This is a genomic window from Mycobacterium sp. P2_H7 (assembly GCF_056403275.1).
This window is the reverse complement of record NZ_JBFUFU010000004.1, coordinates 64,401-84,448: the sequence shown is the minus strand read 5'-3', so window position 1 is coordinate 84,448 and position 20,048 is coordinate 64,401. Positions and strand designations below refer to the sequence as shown.

At 67.1% G+C, this 20,048-nt stretch carries 20 protein-coding genes; 13 read left to right on the top strand and 7 right to left on the bottom strand.

Features of this window, described 5'->3' with window-relative positions:
* Window positions 1-81 precede the first annotated feature (81 nt).
* The 3 genes from fdxA to AC1DY7_RS04760 all read right to left on the bottom strand — a co-directional run bounded on the left by fdxA (window position 82) and on the right by AC1DY7_RS04760 (window position 2,828).
* On the bottom strand, window positions 82-414 hold the full coding sequence (gene fdxA, locus AC1DY7_RS04770; protein ID WP_477492511.1) for a ferredoxin: 333 nt from the start codon (window positions 412-414) through the stop codon (window positions 82-84).
* Window positions 415-485: 71 nt separating this feature from the next.
* Window positions 486-887 (bottom strand): DUF4267 domain-containing protein, encoded by a 402-nt coding sequence (locus AC1DY7_RS04765; RefSeq protein WP_477492510.1) that lies wholly within the window; start codon window positions 885-887, stop codon window positions 486-488.
* Between the two features lie 9 nt (window positions 888-896).
* Complete coding sequence (locus AC1DY7_RS04760; protein ID WP_477492509.1) at window positions 897-2,828, bottom strand: alkaline phosphatase family protein; 1,932 nt, start codon at window positions 2,826-2,828, stop codon at window positions 897-899.
* A 166-nt stretch (window positions 2,829-2,994) separates the two neighbouring features.
* On the opposite strand from AC1DY7_RS04760, the gene AC1DY7_RS04755 reads away from it, so the two are divergent.
* A complete protein-coding gene (locus AC1DY7_RS04755; protein WP_477492508.1) occupies window positions 2,995-3,660 on the top strand; it encodes a VldE C-terminal domain-containing protein in 666 nt (221 codons plus the stop codon).
* A gap of 36 nt (window positions 3,661-3,696) precedes the next feature.
* Window positions 3,697-5,772, top strand: a complete 2,076-nt coding sequence (locus AC1DY7_RS04750; protein WP_477492507.1) for an FUSC family protein — start codon at window positions 3,697-3,699, stop codon at window positions 5,770-5,772.
* Between the two features lie 5 nt (window positions 5,773-5,777).
* Here the strand turns inward: AC1DY7_RS04750 and AC1DY7_RS04745 are convergent, their stop codons facing one another.
* Entirely contained in the window at window positions 5,778-6,071 is a 294-nt protein-coding gene (locus tag AC1DY7_RS04745; protein ID WP_477492506.1) for a hypothetical protein, read from the bottom strand.
* Window positions 6,072-6,184: 113 nt separating this feature from the next.
* Here AC1DY7_RS04745 and AC1DY7_RS04740 point away from each other — a divergent pair, with 113 nt between their 5' ends.
* The 5 genes from AC1DY7_RS04740 to AC1DY7_RS04720 all read left to right on the top strand — a co-directional run bounded on the left by AC1DY7_RS04740 (window position 6,185) and on the right by AC1DY7_RS04720 (window position 9,459).
* Window positions 6,185-6,910 (top strand): hypothetical protein, encoded by a 726-nt coding sequence (locus tag AC1DY7_RS04740; RefSeq protein ID WP_477492505.1) that lies wholly within the window; start codon window positions 6,185-6,187, stop codon window positions 6,908-6,910.
* On the top strand, window positions 6,907-7,263 hold the full coding sequence (locus tag AC1DY7_RS04735) for a hypothetical protein (protein WP_477492504.1): 357 nt from the start codon (window positions 6,907-6,909) through the stop codon (window positions 7,261-7,263). Before AC1DY7_RS04740 ends, AC1DY7_RS04735 begins: the two co-directional genes overlap by 4 nt.
* Complete coding sequence (locus tag AC1DY7_RS04730; protein WP_477492704.1) at window positions 7,233-7,901, top strand: DUF998 domain-containing protein; 669 nt, start codon at window positions 7,233-7,235, stop codon at window positions 7,899-7,901. The genes AC1DY7_RS04735 and AC1DY7_RS04730 overlap by 31 nt, the downstream gene beginning before the upstream one ends.
* A gap of 40 nt (window positions 7,902-7,941) precedes the next feature.
* Window positions 7,942-8,322, top strand: coding sequence for a DUF6319 family protein (locus tag AC1DY7_RS04725; RefSeq protein ID WP_477492503.1), 381 nt, complete (start codon window positions 7,942-7,944; stop codon window positions 8,320-8,322).
* 117 nt (window positions 8,323-8,439) lie between these two features.
* Entirely contained in the window at window positions 8,440-9,459 is a 1,020-nt protein-coding gene (locus tag AC1DY7_RS04720) for an SAM-dependent methyltransferase (RefSeq protein WP_477492502.1), read from the top strand.
* Window positions 9,460-9,466: 7 nt separating this feature from the next.
* Here AC1DY7_RS04720 and AC1DY7_RS04715 read toward each other — a convergent pair whose 3' ends face one another.
* On the bottom strand, window positions 9,467-9,805 hold the full coding sequence (locus tag AC1DY7_RS04715) for an RNA polymerase-binding protein RbpA (protein ID WP_477492501.1): 339 nt from the start codon (window positions 9,803-9,805) through the stop codon (window positions 9,467-9,469).
* 230 nt (window positions 9,806-10,035) lie between these two features.
* Between AC1DY7_RS04715 and AC1DY7_RS04710 the strand changes: the two genes are divergently transcribed.
* From AC1DY7_RS04710 to AC1DY7_RS04695, 4 genes are read left to right on the top strand one after another with little or no spacing between them, the layout of a single operon-like run.
* Entirely contained in the window at window positions 10,036-10,458 is a 423-nt protein-coding gene (locus AC1DY7_RS04710; protein ID WP_477492500.1) for an anti-sigma factor, read from the top strand.
* On the top strand, window positions 10,422-11,207 hold the full coding sequence (locus AC1DY7_RS04705; protein ID WP_477492703.1) for a SigB/SigF/SigG family RNA polymerase sigma factor: 786 nt from the start codon (window positions 10,422-10,424) through the stop codon (window positions 11,205-11,207). Before AC1DY7_RS04710 ends, AC1DY7_RS04705 begins: the two co-directional genes overlap by 37 nt.
* Window positions 11,208-11,257: 50 nt before the next feature.
* The gene (locus AC1DY7_RS04700) at window positions 11,258-12,250 is read left to right on the top strand and encodes a methylenetetrahydrofolate reductase (protein WP_477492499.1); all 993 of its coding nucleotides are present in this window, start codon (window positions 11,258-11,260) and stop codon (window positions 12,248-12,250) included.
* Window positions 12,247-13,023, top strand: coding sequence for a class I SAM-dependent methyltransferase (locus AC1DY7_RS04695; RefSeq protein WP_477492498.1), 777 nt, complete (start codon window positions 12,247-12,249; stop codon window positions 13,021-13,023). The genes AC1DY7_RS04700 and AC1DY7_RS04695 overlap by 4 nt, the downstream gene beginning before the upstream one ends.
* Here AC1DY7_RS04695 and AC1DY7_RS04690 read toward each other — a convergent pair.
* Window positions 12,996-15,146, bottom strand: a complete 2,151-nt coding sequence (locus AC1DY7_RS04690; protein WP_477492497.1) for an alpha/beta hydrolase — start codon at window positions 15,144-15,146, stop codon at window positions 12,996-12,998. The two genes, AC1DY7_RS04695 and AC1DY7_RS04690, sit on opposite strands and share 28 nt — an antisense overlap.
* A 706-nt stretch (window positions 15,147-15,852) precedes the next feature.
* Between AC1DY7_RS04690 and AC1DY7_RS04685 the strand changes: the two genes are divergently transcribed.
* Together AC1DY7_RS04685 and AC1DY7_RS04680 are read left to right on the top strand one after the other, a co-directional pair.
* Window positions 15,853-16,863, top strand: coding sequence for a glycosyltransferase (locus tag AC1DY7_RS04685; RefSeq protein WP_477492496.1), 1,011 nt, complete (start codon window positions 15,853-15,855; stop codon window positions 16,861-16,863).
* Window positions 16,860-17,693, top strand: a complete 834-nt coding sequence (locus AC1DY7_RS04680) for a glycosyltransferase family 2 protein (RefSeq protein WP_477492495.1) — start codon at window positions 16,860-16,862, stop codon at window positions 17,691-17,693. Before AC1DY7_RS04685 ends, AC1DY7_RS04680 begins: the two co-directional genes overlap by 4 nt.
* Here AC1DY7_RS04680 and AC1DY7_RS04675 read toward each other — a convergent pair.
* Complete coding sequence (locus AC1DY7_RS04675; protein WP_477492494.1) at window positions 17,681-19,996, bottom strand: putative bifunctional diguanylate cyclase/phosphodiesterase; 2,316 nt, start codon at window positions 19,994-19,996, stop codon at window positions 17,681-17,683. The two genes, AC1DY7_RS04680 and AC1DY7_RS04675, sit on opposite strands and share 13 nt — an antisense overlap.
* Window positions 19,997-20,048 lie beyond the last annotated feature (52 nt).

Below are 20,048 nucleotides of genomic sequence, written 5' to 3'. Positions count from 1 at the left end.
GGTCAGCCTGCCCGACATCTTGCGCCCGGGGATGAGTAGGACTACCCGATGTGGTCAGGGCGAGCGAAAACGGGAGGAAATCTAGGGCAGCGAGGCGATCAGCGGTGTGTCGGCCCCGACGCGCCCCAATTCGGCGGCACCGCCGGGAGCCCCCAGCGGCTGATCCCGGCCGGCCAGCACATCGCCGAAGAACGCGGCGTTGTCGGCCAAGTGCGGCTGCTGGTCCTCGGGCAGGTCGGTTTCGTAATAGATGGCGTCGACCTCGCAGGCGATCCGGCAGGCACCGCAGTCGACGCACTCGTCGGGGTTGATGTACATGGTGCGGGCGCCCTCGTAGATGCAGTCCACGGGGCACTCGGCGACACACGACTTGTGCCTGACGTCCACACAGGCGCTTCCGATCACGTAGGTCATGTCCGAAACGCTACGGAGCGGACACCGGAGATTCGCCTGCCGCAGGCAATCTCCTCGAAGGACCAAAGTCCCTAGCTCGCGCCCTGCGACCCGTTCCCCGCCGGGCGACGACGGGTGGCGCCCCACAGGCCGACGCCGATGCCGACGATCGCGCCGCCCAGCCCGATCACCTGTTGCCCCCGCGTCAGTTCGCTGTGCACGGGCAGGCCGCCGAGCAGGTCGGCGGCGTCGGCACCGCCGGAGGCCAGGAACCATCCGCGGGTGTCGCGGCCACGCAGCCCGGCGGTCAACAGCAGTCCGCCGATCAGTGCGTCGCGGTAGCCCATGGACCGCAGCAGCAGTCGAGCCGACGGACCCGGAGCGTTGGGCTCACCCCATAGTTTGTTGGCGCGCAGGGGGTCAACGAGGAAGGACACCCCTGAGGCGAGGCGGATGCCGCCGGCGACCAGCGCGGCACGATCGGTGCGGGACACGGCGCGCCCTCAGACCAGGATCGCGTTGTCAGGCACCAGGAACGGCTCGGGGTCGGTGTGGCTGGGCCCGACCACCCCGGCGCCGGTCAGCAGACCGATCAGGTTGCCCAGCACGTTGGTCGTCTGGAACAGCACGTCGGCCACGAACTGCACCGGCAGCACGGCGATCTGGGCGATCGTGCTGATCAGGAAGATGCCCTGATTGGCCACGGCCTGCAGCTCCGCGACGATCTGGTCGGTGAACTGGTTCAGGAAGTATGGGATCGAGGCGAAGATGGTGCGCACGCTCAGGCGCACCTGGGTGCCGAGGTCCGGGTAGCCGATATCGGCGATCGCGTCCTTGAGTGCGTCCGTCACCCCGTCGGTAGGAACGACGCCGGGGCCGTGCGAGGTCAGCGGCACCCCGTCGAAGTCGTTGGACAGCGGCGCACCGAACAGACTCAGGATCGTCGGGGTGACATCGGCGATCGAGTACTGCAGGTTGACTTTCCCATTGCCGAAGTCGGGTCCGTCGGCGACGACGAATGTCGTTGTCTCGGTGGGCGTCTGGAATCCGTGGCCGAATCCCAGCTGCGGCTGGTGGCCGTGGTCGGTGACCACCAGCACGGTCCAGTCCTCCCCGGTTGCATCCTCGCGGTCGGCGACGGCCTTCAGGATCAATCGGAGATTCTCGTCGGTCCGGGTCAGCGCGTCGGTGTACTGGGTGGACGCACCGCCGTGCGCGTGGCCGGCCTCGTCGACCTGGACCAGGTAGCTGAACAGGAAGTTCGGCACGTCTTCATATCCGGCATCGACGCCCAGGATCGATTTGACGGTCTCGTTGGCCACCTCGGTATCGGTCTGCGACCAGTTGGTGTCGCCCGGGACCCGCGGGATCAGCACGGACTGGTCCGCACCATAGGTGCCTGCGCTGGAGATGTCGGTGATCACGTCCCAGTCGGCGATGGACTTGGTGACGGTGCTCCGGTTCCAGGCTTCCAACCGGTCGAACACGGTGTGCCAGACGTTGTACACCTGCGGGTTGAAGATGTTGTTGATCACGCCGCTCTTGGTGTCCCACACGCCGGTCAGCATCGTGGTCCAGGACGGGTTGGAGATGGTGGTGTGGCCCTGAATGCTCGACGCACCAGAGGTGCTGGTGTCCAACAGGTCCAGGAAGTTCTCGTTGTTGCCCCCGTCGACGTTGTTCAGCAGCCGGCCCAGGCTGGTGCCGTCGACGCCGATGACCAACACGTGCTGCGTCGGGGCGGCGGTGATCTGCGCGACGGCGTCGCCCGCGCTGGTGCTCATGTTGCGGCTGCGGGAGGTCATCGTGATGGCGGTGGCACTGCTCAGACCTGCCGGGGTGGCCGGCACGGCAGGCAGTGGCAGCGGCAACGGGTCGGGATCGGGCGCCGGGGTGACGGGTGCGGCGACGTCCAGTGTGGGCGCCGACGTGACGGCCGGTTCGACGACCTTGACCTCGACCGGCGCGCCGACACTCGCGGTGGCGACCGCGGGCGTTGGGGCTGGGTCTTCGGGCTTGGCTGCCGGTACGTCCAGCGACACCTTCTTGCGGGTGGACGGGGTCGGGGCGGCCACCGCTGCAGTGCCCGATTCCGTTGTCTTGCGGACCTTTTCACCGGGTGTGCGACTCTTTTTCGGCGTGCCGACAGCGGCGTCCCCCCGCGTGGTGCTCCGCGTCTTCGGCGGGGAATCCGTTGGCGTGGCCGTGCTCTCGGTCGTGGTGTCCGGCGTGTCCGCGTCGGTCTTGGGAGCGGACGCCGCGGTTCCACCGCCGGCACTGTGACCGGTATCGCCGCCCGGTGAGTCTCCGCTGGCGCTGTTCGCGCCGGGATCGGTGGTGTCCGCCCACGCCTGCGCGGTCGCCGCTGCCGATCCGGCACCGGCGATGACGCCCGCCATCGCGACACCGAGGCATACCTGTTTGACCGTCTTCACAAGACTTCTCCGATCCGATATTCGAGACTGGAGGCTACGCGGCGCTGACAGACATCACACAGTTTTGGGCGATCCGCAGCCGAGGTCGCCCAGCGTGCCGCCACACCATGAACCAGAGATGGCGAACATCCAATGTTTGCCGGGCGCACTGATTACAGTGCTGTTCGTGGGCGTGAAGCTACGGACAGGCGGCCGGCCCAGATGGGCCGGGCGGTGGCTCGCGCTCGCGGCGTCCCTGACGGTGTCCGCGGCCATGGTGTATGCCCAGAACACCACGCCCGCACCGGATACCGGCTCCGCGGGTGAGAACAGCCCGACAACGGTGGCGGCCGCACCGTCCCCGACGGTCACCACCACCCAGGCCGAGTTACTGGCGGCCAGTGCCCCGCCCGAGGAAGCCCGGGTGTTCGACTACCCCTTGGCAGCCGGTATCGCCCCGGAGAGCGGGCTGCAGGTCAAGACCATCTGGGTGGCCCGCGCCATCAGCATGATGTTCCCGGAGATCAAGACCATCGGCGGATTCCGGCAGGATCCACTCAAATGGCACCCCAACGGGCTGGCCATCGACGTGATGATCCCGAACTACCATTCCGACGCCGGCATCGAACTCGGCAACCAGATCGCCGGATACGCACTGGCGAACGCCGAGCGGTGGGGTGTGCTGCACGTGATCTGGCGGCAGGGCTTTTATCCCGGTATCGGCGCACCGAGCTGGACCGCGGACTACGGCAATGAGACGGCCAACCACTTCGACCATGTGCACATCGCCACCGACGGCGGCGGCTACCCGACCGGACGCGAGACCTATTACCTGGGGTCGATGCAGCGCTAGCGGCGCGCCCGCAACCGCGTGACGCACAATCGAGCGATGCACTCGTCAGCGCTTCGCGATCGCGCTGCGCGTTTCATCGTGGATTCCGACCCGGGCAGGCTGCGGCTGCGCAGCGCAGCGGGCACGACGCTGTCGCTGGTGCTGGCCATCATCGCGCTGCTGGCATTCACCCGGTTCACCCATCAGCCGATCACCATCGCCATGCTCGGCGCCATCGTCGCCATGCAGTCGTCGGTGGCGGTGAAGGACAAGCACCAACACGACCGCGTCATCACCACTCTGCTGTTGCCGTTCCCCGCGGTGGGCGCGGTGACGCTGGCCGCGATCCTGGCCCCCTTCGATTGGGTGGCCGACGTCGGGTTCATCGCCGTGCTGTTCGCCGCGGTGTGGGTGCGCCGGTTCGGACCGCGCGGCAACGCGCTGGGAATGGTCGCGTTCATGTCCTACTTCTTCGCGTTGTTCATCCATGCCACGCCCGCGCAGATTCCGATCCTCGCCGCGGCCATCGGCGTTGGCATCGCCGCAACGCTGTCGGTGCGAATGCTCGTCTTCCCCGACCGTCCGCGCGCCGAGGTTCTGCACCTGGTGCGGGCACTACGCGGCGTCTCGATCACCGTGCTGGACGCGGTGACCAAGGACCGCAAGAAGCATGACGTGCTCGCGGTGCGGCGCAGGCTGGACCGGCTCGGCGAAACCGGCTTGATGATCGATGACTGGCTGGACCGGCATGACGCCGCGCAGACGCTCAGCGTCACCAGCGACGAACTGGCCGTGCGCGTGTTCGACGCGCAGATCTCGGTGGAGCAGCTGGCGGGTCTGCTCTGGGGGCTGGATTCGGCGGGAGACTGGACCGGGGGCCTGGTCGACGCGATCATCGCCCTGCGAATGTGCTTGCAGGACAAACCGTCCGAGGAAGAACTCCGCGCGGCCCGCAAGAGCGCCGCCGCGGCGGCGGACCGGGCCGAGATGTCCGCCCCCGCCGGTATCGCCACGGCCGTCGCGTACCGGGCCGTGCAGGCGCACCTCGCCATTCATCACATCACCACCAACGCCCTGGGGGTCGCGACCACCGATGAGCCGGACCCCGACACAGCGACGGACGAGGAGTCTTCGGGCCTGGATCCCAGCACCAAAGCTGCGGTTCAGGTGGCCGTCGCCACCAGCGCCGCCACCCTTCTCGGCGAGCTGATCTCGCCCGATCGGTCGTACTGGGCTGTGCTGACGGCTTTCCTGGTGTTCACGGGCGTCTCGACTCGTGGCGAGATCCTCACCCGGGTGGGCCACCGCATCGTCGGGACCATCGCCGGTGTGGTGGCGGGCGTGCTGCTGGCCACGCTCATCGGGCAGAACCCACCCGCGCAGATCATCGTGCTGGTGTTCTGCGTGTTCTGCGCGTTCTATCTGGTCACCATCGCCTACGCGTGGCTGACGTTCTTCGTGACCGTCGTGCTCGCGATGTTGTACGGGCTGCTCGGCAACTTCAGCGTCCAGGTCCTCGAGTTGCGCATCGCCGAGACAGCGGCCGGCGGCGCGGTCGGGATCGCCTCGGCGTACTTCGTCTTCAGCACCGGCACCCGGGCGACGTTCGTCGAGAAGGCGAACGACTACTTCGATCGCCTGACCGAGGTGATCGATGCCGGTATCGAGTCCGTGCTCGTCCCCGGCCGCGAGACCGACCTGGTGTCCGAGACCCGCAGCCTCGACAACGCCCTGCAGGAAGTCGTGAAAACCGGCAAGCCGCTGCAGATGGGGCCCGCGGTGCGGAGTCGGCGCGGCGTGCAGCGTCTGGTCCGTGGCCTACAGGCCGGCAACCGCTCGGCGCACGCCTTGGCCCGCGCCGGAGTCAATGCCGCGCGCGCGGATCCCGCGAGCGCACCGCCCGAGGCGACCGCCATCGCACTGCGCAAGGCGGCCGATCACGTGTGTGCCACCGTCGCGGGGGTCAAGCAGATGGTCGCGGGCGAGGATACCGAGTCACCGGAAAAACCCACCACGGCAATGCTTTTAGAGGTGATGACGACCTCGGACATTCCGCCCGGACCCGTCCGCGCGGCGGTGCGGGCGCTCAACAACCTGGACCGGACGCTGACCGAGGTGACCAGCAGGGTCTGATTCGGCTATTCGTCGCCGACGGTCTCCAGTCGTTCGGCCACCCGGGTGAGCGCATCGTGGAAGACGTCGATCTTTTCTTCGCGCTTCTCGTTGGCGGGCTGCGCCGCACCGCGAGCGCCCTCGGCCTCTACCCGGGCGGCACCCTGACGACGCAACAGGCTGAAATTCTTCTCCCGCGCCTGCCGCAGCCGGCTCTGCAATTCCTTGAGCGCCTTCGCGTCCATGCGCGCCAGCGCTTCGGGATGGCTCTCGGCGATCAGTGATTCTTCCTGCGGGGTCAGGTTCACGTGGGTGCTCACCGTTGATTCATAGCGCGAGCGTGCGTCGTCGGTGCGGTGAATCGCCAGGCGTTCATGTTGGTTCCTCGGCGTGCCGGACCGGGATCGGCCGCCCGACGCGGGATGATACCCATGTGGCTGTTGATGCAGATGTGACTGGCAGTTCCGATGAGCCGACGACCGCGGACGCGGCCGATGCCAAAGCCGACGCACCTGCGCGGCAGCGAACCTGGTCGACGCCCAAGTCTCCGGTGACTCGACAGCACGCCGATCAGGTGGGGCGGATCGCGGTGAAAGCCGGCAAGAGCGGCGCCACGTTCATCGCCGGCGTCGCTCACTACGCCGCCGACGTCATGCGCCACCTCGTCCGCGCCATCGCGGCGGTGCCGTCCACGGTGCGCGTGCTGGCCCTGGCCGGCATCCTCATGCTCCTGGGCATCGTCGGGGCGATCACGCTGCCGAATTCGTTCGGCCTGGCCTGCATGGTCGTGGTGATACCGGTCAGCTCGATCGCCCTGGGAGCGCTGGGGCACCGCTGGTTCATCGGAGAAGGTGCCGCCGGCCCGCAGAGCGCGCCCACGGAAGTTCCGGCGACCGAACTGCAGCGGTCGGTCGAATACGTCGACAAGAAGCTCACGTTCGCGCTCAACGCCTTCGGCGCCGAGCGCCACCAGCACGCCATGATCGCACTGTTCCAGGCCAAGACGGCCGTCGAACTCACGCTCGGCACCGAGCACGACGAATCGAGCCACATCGACGCACTGCTGTCGGTCGACGACCACAACGCACGGCCGCGTATCCGCGCCGGTTCGGCCGCGAAATCGCTGTTGCGAGAGAGCAATTCCCTGGCGGCGTCGTGAACGAGGACGCCCTCTGCGGTCAGGTCGCCTTCGTCGAGGACGACTACACCCTCGTCATCAATCGCGGCGCGCAGGCGGGCGTGACCGCGGGCATGGTCTTCGCGGTGCACTCCGAGTCCGATCAGATGATCACCGACCCCGAATCGGGCCGGGAATTGGGCAGACTCACCCGCGAGAAGCTCCAAGTGCGTGTGTTCGACGTGCAACCGCTGTTCGCCCGCGCGCACACATTCGCGCGCACGGACGACTTCTACGGCCTGTTCGCGGCGACGGCCGTTGTCACCGTCGACGTCGGCGACAGCGTAGAACTGGTGCGCAGCGAATCCGCCGCCCGCCGGGCGACGTCCGGATAGCCATCGCAGCCACAGGGGCCCGATGGCCCGGGCCGGCGCTGATTTCCGCCGGGGCCGGTTTCTTAGTCGTCGAGGCCATCGTGGCGACCGCGTGGGACTCACCGGCATACTCCTACGCCCGCAACTACATCAGCGAGCTGGAGATCGGGCATTCGCCGTACGACGTCGTGATGAGCGTGGCGTTCGTGCTCAACGGCGTGTTGACGGCGACCGCGGCGATCGCCCTGTCGCGACGGGAGCCCGCGGGACCGTTGCGCGTCGCACTGATGGTGCTGTCGGTGACATACGGCCTGGGGATGGTGCTTGCGGGCGTATTTCACGGTGATACGGCACGAACCGTGCACAGCATCGGCGCCGGGATGTGCATCCCCGCCGGGAACCTCTTGCTGTTTGCAGCGGCGTGGCTGGCGCGCAGGCACCGGCGAAGCATCGTGGCCGTCGGCGTATTGACGGCCGCGGGGTTGGTCGGCGCGACCGGGACGGTCCTCATGCTCACGGTCACGGTGCCCGATCACGCGGGCGCGCTGGAGCGCATGGCGGCCTACCCGAACCTTCTCGGTCAGATTTTCATCGGGATCGCCGTCACCCTCGGTCGAGATCGATTCTCACACTACAGAATCCCTCGATCACCTTTGTAGAGGTTGACACCAAGAGTCGAACGTGTGTTCTAATTGTCGGATGACGACGACCATGGACACTCCGGTGGCGGCCCCGTTGGCTGCCGACCCCGACTCCCCCGCACCTGCCGTCGAAAAGCCAAGGGCGGCAGCCAAAAAGGCGACCGGCCGGAAGACCAAGACGCTCGAGTTGACCCTCACGGTCACCGGTACCGCCGACGGCGAATGGCGCGCCGAACTCAAGCAGGGCACCTCCTACCTGGCCCGCGATCTCGCGGTCGCCGCCGCCGCGGTCTCCCGCGCTGCCAGGGAACTGCACGAGGATCTGTCGACCCCGATCGACGCCGTGATCGAAGAGGCGCGCTCCCAGCAGGCCGCCAAGGTCGCCACCCTGGAGGCCGAACTGGAAGCCGCCCGCAGGGCTCTCGCCGACCTGGACTGACCCGATTTGCTGCGACGGCCGCCAGCAATGCAGCCGACCGATCGGTTCGGAGTGCAGGACGAAATCGAGTACCGCACTACTCAGTTCGGTATCAAAGAGCAGCCAAACAATCGGCGTGTGACAATCACCGACGCAGCTCCGCTCACCAGTGCCGGCATCACACATCCGATGGTCCGGGGCACGGCGGATTTCAAGGCGGCGATGGCGGCCGCGGACAAACTGATCATCGACGGTGGGTGGTCCGGCGAGGCGATTCAGGCCCGCGTCACCGCCGCCTGCGATGCCCTCGCCGAGCAGGTGCGCGTGCATCTGCGGGCAGGTGCCCCGCACGCCGACACGCTCGGCTCCTACGTTCACGGCGAGGCGTATCCCTACCTGGGGTTGAGCACGCTGATCGATCGCTCGTACACCAAACCCCGCGGCTATGCCGGCGACTTCTTGACCTTGCAGATGGTGTACGACGACGAACCGGACGGGGTACGCCGGCTGGGTCCGTACATCGACCGCTGGTTTCTCGGGATCCCGGCCTCGTGCGCGGTCAAGAATCGCAGGCAGTTGTTGCGCGACCTCATCGTCGATACCGCACGAGTGGCCGACGACCGGACGATCGCGATCACCAGTCTGGCGTGCGGACCCGCTCGCGAGATCTTCGACATCTTCGCCGAGACCGGCCACCCCGAGATCGACGCCACCTGTCTGGACATCGATGATCAGGCATTGGCATACGCCCAAGGCATCGCGGCCGATGCCGGCGTCACCGGCCGCGTGTCGTTCGTGCAGGCCAACGCCGTCAAACTGGCGCTCGGACGGGACACACTGACCTTGGGCCCGCAGGATCTGGTCTATTCGATCGGCTTGATCGACTACCTGGCCGATCACCTCGTGGTCAGGCTGCTCGACTGGATCTACCAGTGCCTGCGGCCCGGCGGAACGGCACTTCTCGGCAATTTCGACGTCGACAATCCGGATCGGGCGTTCATGGATCACCTGTTGGACTGGAAACTGATCCATCGCTCACCGCAGAACCTGGTGGACCTGTTCGCACAATCGGAGTTCGGCCACGCGCCCGTCCAGATCCGGCGCGAAGGCACGGGCATCAACCTGTTCGCGTCGGCCCGTCGACCGGATCACCGCTGAGCTGAGGCTACTTCCGGCGCCGGGCGGATTCGATGAGCGTCAGGCGTTCCTTGAACAGGGCTTCGAGTTCTTCGATCGAGCGGCGTTCGAGCACCATGTCCCAGTGGGTCCGAACGGGCTTGCCTTTCTTGGCAATCGGGGCTTCGCCGTTGACCAGGACACCTTCCAGCCCGTTGCGGCAGGGCCAGGTGGCGGGCGTATCGGCGTCGTCGGCGAACGGGATGTCGAATTCCTTGCCGTCCGGGGTGCGGTAGCGCACGATCTGACGGGCCGGAAGCGCGAAGTTGCGGTCCGTCTCGTAGCTGATGGCACCGAGGCGACTGCCCTTCAAACGACGGTCGACCATGTCAGCGTTCGCGGATGCGGTAAGCCGAACTCGATAAAAGTGAATGCACGACAAGCCCTTTCGGGACTGTAGGGGGTATCCAGAAGGAACCGCTACGCCCCTGTAGACGCGTTGTCAGCCAGTCATGCCCGTTATCCGGAGGTTCTGATCCGGAGTCTAGCGCACCTGCAGGCCCATACCAGGGACTTGTCTGGAGTGGGATAGCTTGGACAGCACATGGCAGGAGGCCGATGGTGGTAGCAGAAACGGCCCGAGCCGACATTCTCGGTAGCCGCATCGAGGTGAGCGTGACGGCGAAGTTCGAGAACCTCGCCGCGCTGCGAAACATGGCGGCGACGGTGGCGGTGTTCGAATGCCTCGACGGTGACGCCGTCGCTGACCTGCGCATCGCAGTGGATGAGGTGTGTACCTGGTTGATCCGCATCGCGAATCCGGACTCGACGCTGGTGATGCACATCGACCCGCAACACGACCGCTTCGTCGTCGCCGCATCGGTCACCTACGACGGTCCCTCCCCGGAGGACGTCCTGCGCGGCAGCTTCAGCTGGCATGTGCTGACGTCACTGGCCCAGGAGGTCAGCACCTTCACGACCGGCGACGGCCAGGTCCTCGGAATATCTCTTGTCGCAAAGCAATCGAGTCTGCAGCTTTGAGTTCGGAATATTCAGACGTCACAGACATGTTCCGAGAACTCCGCCGCCATCCGGAGGCTTCGGAAGCATTTGCGCGGCAACGCGAAACCATAGTCAAGCGGTGTCTTCCCCTGGCCGACAACGTTGCCCGCCGCTACAACGGGCGCGGTGAACCGCTGCAGGATCTGACCCAGGTGGCGCGGCTCGGTTTGATGAAGGCCGTCAACAGGTTTGACGAGGAAGCCGGTTCCGACTTCATCTCCTACGCGGTACCGACCATCATGGGCGAGGTCCGCAGACATTTCCGCGACCATGCGTGGGCCATGAACGTGCCGCGCCGGCTCAAGGAGTTGCACCTGAGGTTGGGTGCGGCCAGCGCTGAACTGTCGCAGCGGCTGGGCCGGGCGCCGACGGCGAGCGAGTTGGCCGCCGAATTGGGGATGGACCGCGATGAGGTCATCGAGGGTCTCGTCGCAGGTAGTTCGTACACCACGAAGTCCATCGACAGCGGCGGTGGCGGCGACGATGGCGACTTCTCCATCGCGGACCGCATCGGCGACGACGACCCCATGTACGAGCAGGTCGAGGCGCGCGCCACGCTGCGTCCGTTGCTGGCCAAACTGCCCGAGCGGGATCGGGCGATCCTGGTGATGCGCTTCTTCGACAATCTCACGCAGTCCCAGATCGCCGAGCGCATTGGAGTGTCCCAGATGCAGGTCTCGCGTCTGCTCGCCAAGTCCCTCGCGCAGCTTCGCGACCTGACGCAGTAGCGGACACAGCGGCTGCTTGTGGCAGCGCCTGAGTGGGTAATCACCTGCTCATGACGGACGTGAGCACATCCGCGGAGCCGGGCTGCCCGAAACGGATGGAGTTCGGGCCCTGCGGGGGTGTGCATCCCGATGCCGGATGCGAGATGCGTCCGGGGCCTTGTGCGTTCACCGAAGTGGTGCCGTGGACGGGGCTCGAGGTGGGCCCCCCGACGTTACGTGCTCCCCTGGTACTGACCGATTTCAGTTGCGCGCCGTTCGATGTCCACGATGTCAGGGCGACGGCCGCGGTTCTCGCCCCGTCGTGTGACGCGGTGCTGGTCGGCGAGCATCAGAACAAGCCGGACTTCCCGCCGACGCAGATGGGGTCGCTGCTGCTCGACTCCGGGGTGCAGCCGTGGATCACCTTGTCCTGCCGCGATCGCAACCGGGTGGTGTTGGAGCAGGAGCTCCGTGGGCTGGGCAGCCTGGGCATCCGGACGGTGTTCTGCGTGACGGGTGACGGCCGGGGTTATGACGTCCGGCCGGAGGTGACGCAGACGTTCGACCTCGACGGCCCGCGGCTGGTCGCACTGGCCGCCTCACTGGGCATGGTGCCGGGAGTGCCCGAAACCCCTACCGCACCACCGATTTCCGGACGGCCCGCCCGCCTGGTACACAAGCAGCGGGCCGGCGCGCAGCTTGCGGTGCTCAATCACGTCCCCTCCCCCACGACCATCTCCGGGTTCATGATGGCGGCCCGGGCTGGCGGCCTGACAATGCCCGTGGTCGCGGCCGTCGCGGTGTTCACCGACCCCGTGTCCGCCGCGGTTCTCCAAGGCCTGCCGGGCCTCGAGCTCGACCCGGACATCACCGAAAGTGTGCTGTCCGCGGCAGATCCGATCGAGGCAGGGATCGACGCGGCAGTAGCCGAAGCCCGCGCCCTGCTGGCCATCGACGGTGTCGAAGGCGTCAACGTGTCGGGCCTGGCATCCGCCTCGGGTCCGCGTGTCGGCGCCGAGATCAAAGCCGAAGTGGGGCGCCGCATCCGGGTGGAGTCGTCGTGAGTGAGGCCCTCAGCGCCGAGTTCGACACAGTGGCGGACTGGACCGCGCGGACAGCCGTCGACCTCGGAACGGATTTCTACATCCCGGCGGCCTGCCGGGGCAGCGGTAGCCCCGCCGCCTTGGATTGGCTGATCGAAAGAATGGCGCTGACCTCGGCAGATCTCCTGCTCGATTGTGGTGCCGGCGTCGGGGGCCCGGCCGCCTACGTCGCCGAGGCGAAGGGCGTCCGCACGGTGCTGGTCGAACCCGAGGAAGGCGCTTGCCGGGCGGCACGCACACTGTTCGACCATGACGTGGTCCAGGGCGTGGGCACGGCCCTACCGATTCCCGATGCGACGTTCGACGCGGCGTGGGCCTTGGGCGTGCTGTGCACGACAACTCACCAAGGCACGCTGCTCGGCGAATTGAGACGCATCATCCGCACTTCGGGACGGGTCGGCCTGCTCGTTTTCGTGGCCGAGGCCACGATCGATCCCGACTACGTCGAGGACAATCACTTTCCGACGGCCGACGAATTGGCTCGGCTGCTGGTGAATTCGTCGCTGACGGTCGAACACCGGTTGCGCACCTCGGATCTGCCTGCCATCCCGGCGATCTGGACCGAGCGTGTCGAGAAAGTGGATCAGGCTCTCGCGCAGCGCTACGGACACACACCGACATGGCAGCTCGCCGACCGGCAGAGCACTCGAATCGGCAAGCTCCTGGCGGACGGCGATCTGTACGGGGAGCTGTTGGTGCTGCGCACTCAGGGCGATCCCGGCAGCGCTCGCTGAGGAACGCCGGGCGTGGCGAGACGGCCGGCCAGCCATGGTAGCGCGGTACTGAAAGCAGTTGCTGCGGAATCGAAATCGTGCGCTCCGCCGTAGCCGACCACCGAACACTCGACACCGTGCCCGCTGAGCAGCAGGCACAGTTTGCGCGCGTTGTCGGCGTGCTCCTCGGAGTAGGGCACCCACTCGTCGATGTCGCCCGGCGCCGGTGGGGCGCCGCCCGCCGGCCGGTGCTCTGAGGGAATGGTGTCCGAGACGCCGAGCCACGCTGCCATCCCGGGGAACTGGCCGTGTTCCTCGATGACGGTCTTGGGGTCGAAGGCAGCCCATGCCTTTTCGTCGCCACCGAACATTCGGGCGACGGTCTGACGTTTCGTCCCCATGTTGGGTCCGAGCTGCCCGTCGAGGTCGACGAACGCGCTGAACTTGTCCGGGTGCATCACGGCGGTCATCAATGCGCAGGTGCCTCCCGAGGACCATCCCACCAATCCCCACTGAGCGGGATCGGTGCTCACCCCGAACGTGGCGCTGATGTAGGGGATCACGTCCTTGACCAAGTGATCTGAGGCCTGCCCCCGTGGGCCGTTGACGCATTCGGTGTCGTTGCTGAAACTGCCCGTGGTGTCCGGGAACACGAACACCGGCGCATTGCCGCGGTGTGCGGCCGCGAACCGGTCCAGCGTCTGCACCGCATGGGCGGACACCGGCCAGTCCGAAGGCTGGCTGAACTCGCCGCCCAGCATCATCACCACCGGCAGTCGCGGTGGCGGATCGGACGCGAACCAGGCCGGCGGCAGATACACCAACTCCGGGCGGTGGTCGAAACCCGACGCGTCACTCGGGATGTCGAGCCACACCATGGTGCCTTCCGCCGGCCGGGCCTGCTCACGGACCATCTGCGCCAACGCCGTTTCGTCGATCCAGTCGTCGGGCTGGGCGCCGCTGAGCTGCCGCCACAACGCCGCAGTGGTGGGAAAGTAGCCAGTGGCGGCGTTGAGCGCGAATGCCGCCGTCAGGGCAGACAGCGCCACCGCGAGTACCGACACCGCTCGGCGCCACCTGTGCACATCCGTCCACCCGAATATCGCGACGGCGACGGCGAATCCGGTCGCGGCGACCCAGAACACCGACTGCCAGGACGCGGCCCGGTCGGTCCACCCCTCGAACTGGACGAACAGTCGCACCGCGGCTGCCAACGCGAAACCCACCATCAGCGCCGCGGGAATCCAGTGCACGTTCCAGTGCCGGCTGCGGCGCCCGACCGCGTACACCACCGCCGCGGCGGTGAGAATCTGGATCAAGACCGGCAGCCACCCACTGGTCAGGGAAACGCCGGACGACTTGGCGACCGAGGGCGTCGAACCCGAGGCATCGTCGTCGGAGCGGTCGACCGCTCCCGTCGGCGCCTCGGCCACCGGCGGTGGTCTGCCCGCGAGAAAAGTGCCGCAGTCGTTGGCCGAAGGTTGCTCGTGCAACCGGTCGATGAGCCAACCGGACGCGGCGACAGGGTCGATCTCGCGGTGCCCCTGATCGGGCCAGTACGCGATCTGGACGACATCGCCCATCTGGCATGCCCGGCTCAGGGCACGCTCGGTCCATGCCGCCGGAAGCACCGGATCGCGGCCGCCGTAGATCACGTACATCGGCGCCGCCGTGGGCCCCTGCGGCAGGTTTGTCTTCTGCAGATAGCCCTTCAGCGCCGCCAAGGCCTCCGGGCTGGACGGTCGCAGGTCGTCAGCCGGTACCTGCGCAGCCGCCTCCAACCGGGCGGGACCTTGACAGGACAGCAAGGTGTCCCACTTCGTCTGGGCAGATCCGCGGCGATAGTCGTCGAGGTCCACGTCGTATTGATGCTCGCTCTTCATGGCGGCCAGGTAGGCGACGTAGACCAGCTTCTGCTCCGGTGACAGCGTCCCGGCCATCGCGGCGTCGGCCAGTCCTTCGAAGTCCGCCAGCGGTGACAAGCTCGCGGTGGCGACGAGGTCCAGACCCGATCCGTAGTTCTCCACCAGTTCGTTGGCCGCCCACGCGGCCTGTCCACCTTCGAAGCTGCCCAGGGCCGCCCACGATGTCGAGGTCGGCACCGAAACCAGCTCTTTGGCCGCGCGGATCCCGTCGATGGTCACGTATCCGGCCGTGGTGGAATCCGCATACGTGATAGGTGGTGGCGCCGTCCCGGACGCCCAGGCCTTGGTAATCGGGCACGAACACGACATACCCGGCCTGCAGGAGCGCCGCCGCGGCCGTCGCGCTGCCCAGCAAGTTCGGTGAATGCGATGCCGCACAATCATTTCCGGTACCGATAACCTGGGGAGCCACCGCCACGAGGGGGAATCCGCCTGCGGGCGGGCTGCCTTTCGGCACGAACACCGATCCGGTCACGTGCGTGTTGTCGTCATCGATACCGGACCGGGAGCGATAGGTCATCACCCGCGACCAGGATGATGCGTCCACCAGAGCCGGGTCGAGTTCGGCGGTCGCTGTGTCGGTGACGACCGTGCCCGCGCCGGGTTCGGCGGGCTGGCTGCCGGCACCGTCAGGGGACCGCGAGCAGCCTGCCACGATCAGGAAAAGTGTGGCCAACGCCGCCAGCGCCGCACCGGCTCGGCCCAGTCGATACGCGGCGATACCCCGGGCCATGACGGGGACTATACCGCCGGTCCTCGACACCATTCCGGCTTCCGCGCGATCATCGGCAACGATGATCTGTTGGCAGCCAACGGATTGAGTTTCGATCCGCCCCACGCGGGTACCACCCTGCACCAGGGTGCGGCGCCTGCGTGTGGTGTCCGCGCCTGTCTTCCTTTTCGCGCGGATCCGACAGCAGGTCACATGATCGGTTATTACATTCATCATCAGGGTTATGGGCACCTGGCCAGGGCCAAGGCCATATCGGCGCACATCAATCAGCCGGTGACGGCGCTGACATCCCTCGAATTGCCAACCTCACCACCGTTTTCTCGGGTCGTCACACTTCCGCGTGACGACCAGGGCACCCACCCACCCGACTCCACCGCATACGGCGCCGTGCACTGGGCACCGCACCACGACGCGGGGTTGCGCGACCGGATGACGGCCATTGCCGAGTGGGTGAGCACCGCACGACCGGACGCCTGTGTCGTCGACGTGTCCGTGGAGGTCGCTACCTTCTTGCGGCTGTTGGGCGTACCGGTCATCGTGGTGGCGCTGCCCGGTGAACGGACGGATGCACCGCACGCTCTGGTGCATCAGCTGGCCGACCACATCATCGCGGCGTGGCCCGAACCGCTCAACACACCGGCCTGGCTGCATCCACATCGCCACAAGACCAGCTACGTCGGCGGCATCTCGCGATTTGACGGCCGCAGCCTCTGCGCTTCCCGCACAGCACAATCCGATCACACCGGCGTCGTGGTGCTCAACGGGCGGGGAGGGCGCCGAGAGCACGACGCTGCGACTCTGCCGGTGATGCCCGGCAGCAACTGGCAGGCGATCGGCGGCAAAACCGCTTCGTGGGAGGACGATCCGTGGGATCAGATCTGCAGTGCCGACGTGGTCGTCAGTTTTGCCGGGCAGGGCAGCATCGCTGATCTCGCGGTCGCCGGGCGTCCTGCCGTCGTCATTCCCCAACCGCGCGCCTTCGACGAGCAGCACGCCACCGCGGCGGTGCTGGAGCGGCACGGACTGGCGATCATCGAGCAGCAGTGGCCGACCGACACCGCGTGGCCGCAGATCCTGGCCCGGGCGCGGCGACTCGACACCACCGCCTGGACCCGATGGCAGACCCGAGGGGCAGCCGCGCGCGCCGCCGAGGCCGTCGAGCGGACCGCGCATCGTTGTGGGATTCGGAGCGGCGTGCGATGAGAACGTCCGTCATCACCATCGCGCACGGCCGCCACCGACACCTTCGCCGTCAGTCGGAGGGGCTGCAGATGAGCACCGTGACACCGGATCTGCGTGTCGTGGTCGCGATGGACGACCCGCAGGTGCCCGCCAACCTGGACGACGACACCATCGTCGTCGACTATCCGTGCGAGCCGCCGTGGCCCCTGGCCCGGGCCCGCAACCTGGGCGCCGATGCCGCACTGTCCGCGGGCGCGCAGTTGCTGATCTTCCTCGACGTGGACTGCATACCGTCGGTGCAGCTGATCGCGCGCTATCAGGACATCGCACAGCAACGGCACCACGCCGATGCACTGCTCTGCGGGCCCGTCACCTATCTGGATCCACCCCCGCGCGGTGGCTACGACCTGGCCTCGCTGCCCGGTCTGGTCGCGCCGCACCCAGCGCGGCCCATGCCGGCTGACAGTGAAGTCATTGCCACACAAGACTATTCACTGTTCTGGTCGTTGTCGTTCGCGTTGACAGCGCACACATGGAGGCAGATCGGCGGCTTCCACGAGGAGTATCGCGGGTACGGCGGCGAAGACACCGACTTCGCCCTACGTGCGGCCGCGGCGGAAGTGCCGATGCGATGGGTGGGCGGGGCGAATGCCTTTCACCAGCATCACCCCGTGCAGAAACCGCCCGTGGAGCACCTCGACGACATCCTGCGCAATGCCGCGATCTTTCACCGCCGATGGGGCCGGTGGCCGATGCAGGGCTGGCTCGACGCATTCCAGGAGCAAGGCCTCATCGTCCGCGACCAGTCGGGTACACCGGCGATAGCCGGGGCCACTGTTCAGCGGCCGTAGCGAACGGGATGACCGTCGCTGACCGAGATCGGTTGCAACGTGGGGATCTCCGCCGCAGCCATCGGTGTCCCGCAGAAGTAGCCCTGCATCACATCACAGTTCAAATCCGCCAGCCGGGCGGCGGTTTCGGCGTTCTCCACGCCCTCGGCCACACAGACCACACCCAAGGTGTGCGACAGGTCGATCATCGCGGCGACGATGGCCTCGGCCCGCGCATCCCCGATCATCGGCGCCACCAGATGCCGATCCAGTTTGATCTCATCCACCGGCAGCCTGCGTAGATAGTTCAAACCCGCGAACCCGCTGCCGAAGTCGTCGATCGAGACGCGAATGCCCGTGCGACGCAGCCGATGGAGTACCTCATGGACGGAGTGCTCGTTGGCGAGCAGCAGGTCCTCGGTGATCTCGATGGTCAGGCGACCCTCGCCGATACCGCCCGCGGCCAACGCCATGGCAAGCTGATCGGGCAGCTCGAGGTCACCCAACAACGGCGGAAACAGGTTGATGGCGAAGGGTCTGTCGAAACCGTCGTCGCGCCACCGAGTCACGTCGTCCACCGTCATCCGCAGCACTTCGTCGGTGAGCGCCCCCATCAAGTCGTTGTGCCGTGCCATCGGCAGGAATTCGTCGGGACTCAGCAGACCGCGCTGCGGGTGCTGCCAGCGCACCAGCGCCTCCACGCCGACGACCCCTCCCGTCGCCACCGAGAACTGCGGCTGATATGACACGCACAGCTCGCCGTTCTCCAGGGCGTGCCGCAGCTGCGCGGTGAACTGCGTAGTGGCCGAACGATGTTTGCGCGGGATCACCAGCTTCGGAGCCGATGGGTCCACCTCGACCCGCTCCAGCTCGTGACTGAATGCGCGGACGCCCCCGCCGCTACGCTTGGCCGAGTACATCGCCGTGTCCGCCTGTTTGACGACGGTGTCGGCGTCGACACACCCCTTTCCCCGAGTCGGGGCGACGCCGACGCTGGCACGTATCAGCACCACGTGCCCATCCGCGGGCAGAGCCTCGTCGAAGCTGTCGAAGATGCGGTGCGCCACGTACATCGGATCCTCGGCGCCGTCCTCGAGGAGGATCGCGAATTCGTCACCACCCAGCCGCGCAACGGTGTCACCGGGGCGCACACAGGACACCAGTCGGTCGGCCACCGCACGCAACAGCCGGTCCCCCGCGACGTGGCCGAGCGAGTCGTTCACCGACTTGAAGTTGTCGAGGTCGATCGAGAGCAGCGTGACGGTGCGTGGTGACCGCTCATGCAGGGCCAGCGCATGATTGAGCCGGTCATGGAACAGTGCGCGGTTCGCCAACCCCGTCAGCGGATCCCGCAGCGCCTGATCGGACACGGTCTGCAACAGCCGCCTGTTCTCGTCGGCCGCGACGAACTGCCGCCCCGCAACGGCCGCCACGACCGACAGGGAGGCGGCGAGCAGTGGGACCGACGCACGGCTGTTCACCATGCAGATCGTGGCCACAGCCAACGGTACATACGGCATCCAGACCGCGAAACGCGTTGGGGCCGCCATGGTTCCGAACGCCCGCTGATCGTGGTGGACGGCGCCGCCCAACGCCGACAAACCCAGCACGAGCAGGCTCGTCACCCACACGACGTCGACGAGTCCACCGTTGACGTAGCTGCCACGGGCATCGAGCACGGCGAAGGCGCCGTCCGCCACCGTCATGATCGCGACGGCCACCGTGAAGGTCGCGAGAATCGCACGCTGGCCCGCGCGCGCGGTCGACAGGATCAGCAGCGCCACCGTGAGCAGGACCAGATCGGCGACCGGGTAGGCCAGCGACACCGCGAACGCGACGCTATGGATGTCGTAACCACGGAACACCTCACCCAGGCCGGCCGTCCAGAAGATGACGAACAGCGACCCGGCCACGATCACCCCGTCACACACGAGCCGGAGCTGAAAATGCGGACCGCCGCCGGCGGGCAGTAGGACCAGCGCCAGGCAAGCCCCCACATAGAACAGCAGGTAACCGACATCGGCCAGGGAGGGGAACGGTGCGATGTGCAACACCAATTCGAACAGAGCCCACACACTGTCGCCGAACACCCAGCACCCCAGTGCGGCGGCGAGCAGGCCCCAGGCGCGCCGCAGCCGGCCCGCGCTGCGTCGGCACGCCAGCACCGCACAGGAGAAGGCGAAACCGCCGGCCACGATCGCGCCCAGGTCGCTGACCACGCCCACCACCGGTGGACCTCCCCATCCCCGCAGCAACCACGTCGCGAACACGACTGCATAGCTGGTGGCCGCGAGGCCGACCGACAACAACGCTGACCGAGACATCGACCCCCCGACTGAACTCAACTGCATTTCAGCAATGTCGCATGCGCGTTTC

Coding starts and splice junctions, on each gene's coding strand:
- fdxA (WP_477492511.1), bottom strand. CDS start 414: ATGACCTACGTGATCGGAAGCGCCTGTGTGGACGTCAGGCACAAGTCG.
- AC1DY7_RS04750 (WP_477492507.1), top strand. CDS start 3,697: ATGCACTCGTCAGCGCTTCGCGATCGCGCTGCGCGTTTCATCGTGGAT.
- AC1DY7_RS04725 (WP_477492503.1), top strand. CDS start 7,942: ATGACGACGACCATGGACACTCCGGTGGCGGCCCCGTTGGCTGCCGAC.
- AC1DY7_RS04715 (WP_477492501.1), bottom strand. CDS start 9,805: ATGGTCGACCGTCGTTTGAAGGGCAGTCGCCTCGGTGCCATCAGCTAC.
- AC1DY7_RS04710 (WP_477492500.1), top strand. CDS start 10,036: ATGGTGGTAGCAGAAACGGCCCGAGCCGACATTCTCGGTAGCCGCATC.
- AC1DY7_RS04700 (WP_477492499.1), top strand. CDS start 11,258: ATGACGGACGTGAGCACATCCGCGGAGCCGGGCTGCCCGAAACGGATG.
- AC1DY7_RS04685 (WP_477492496.1), top strand. CDS start 15,853: ATGATCGGTTATTACATTCATCATCAGGGTTATGGGCACCTGGCCAGG.
- AC1DY7_RS04680 (WP_477492495.1), top strand. CDS start 16,860: ATGAGAACGTCCGTCATCACCATCGCGCACGGCCGCCACCGACACCTT.
- AC1DY7_RS04675 (WP_477492494.1), bottom strand. CDS start 19,996: ATGTCTCGGTCAGCGTTGTTGTCGGTCGGCCTCGCGGCCACCAGCTAT.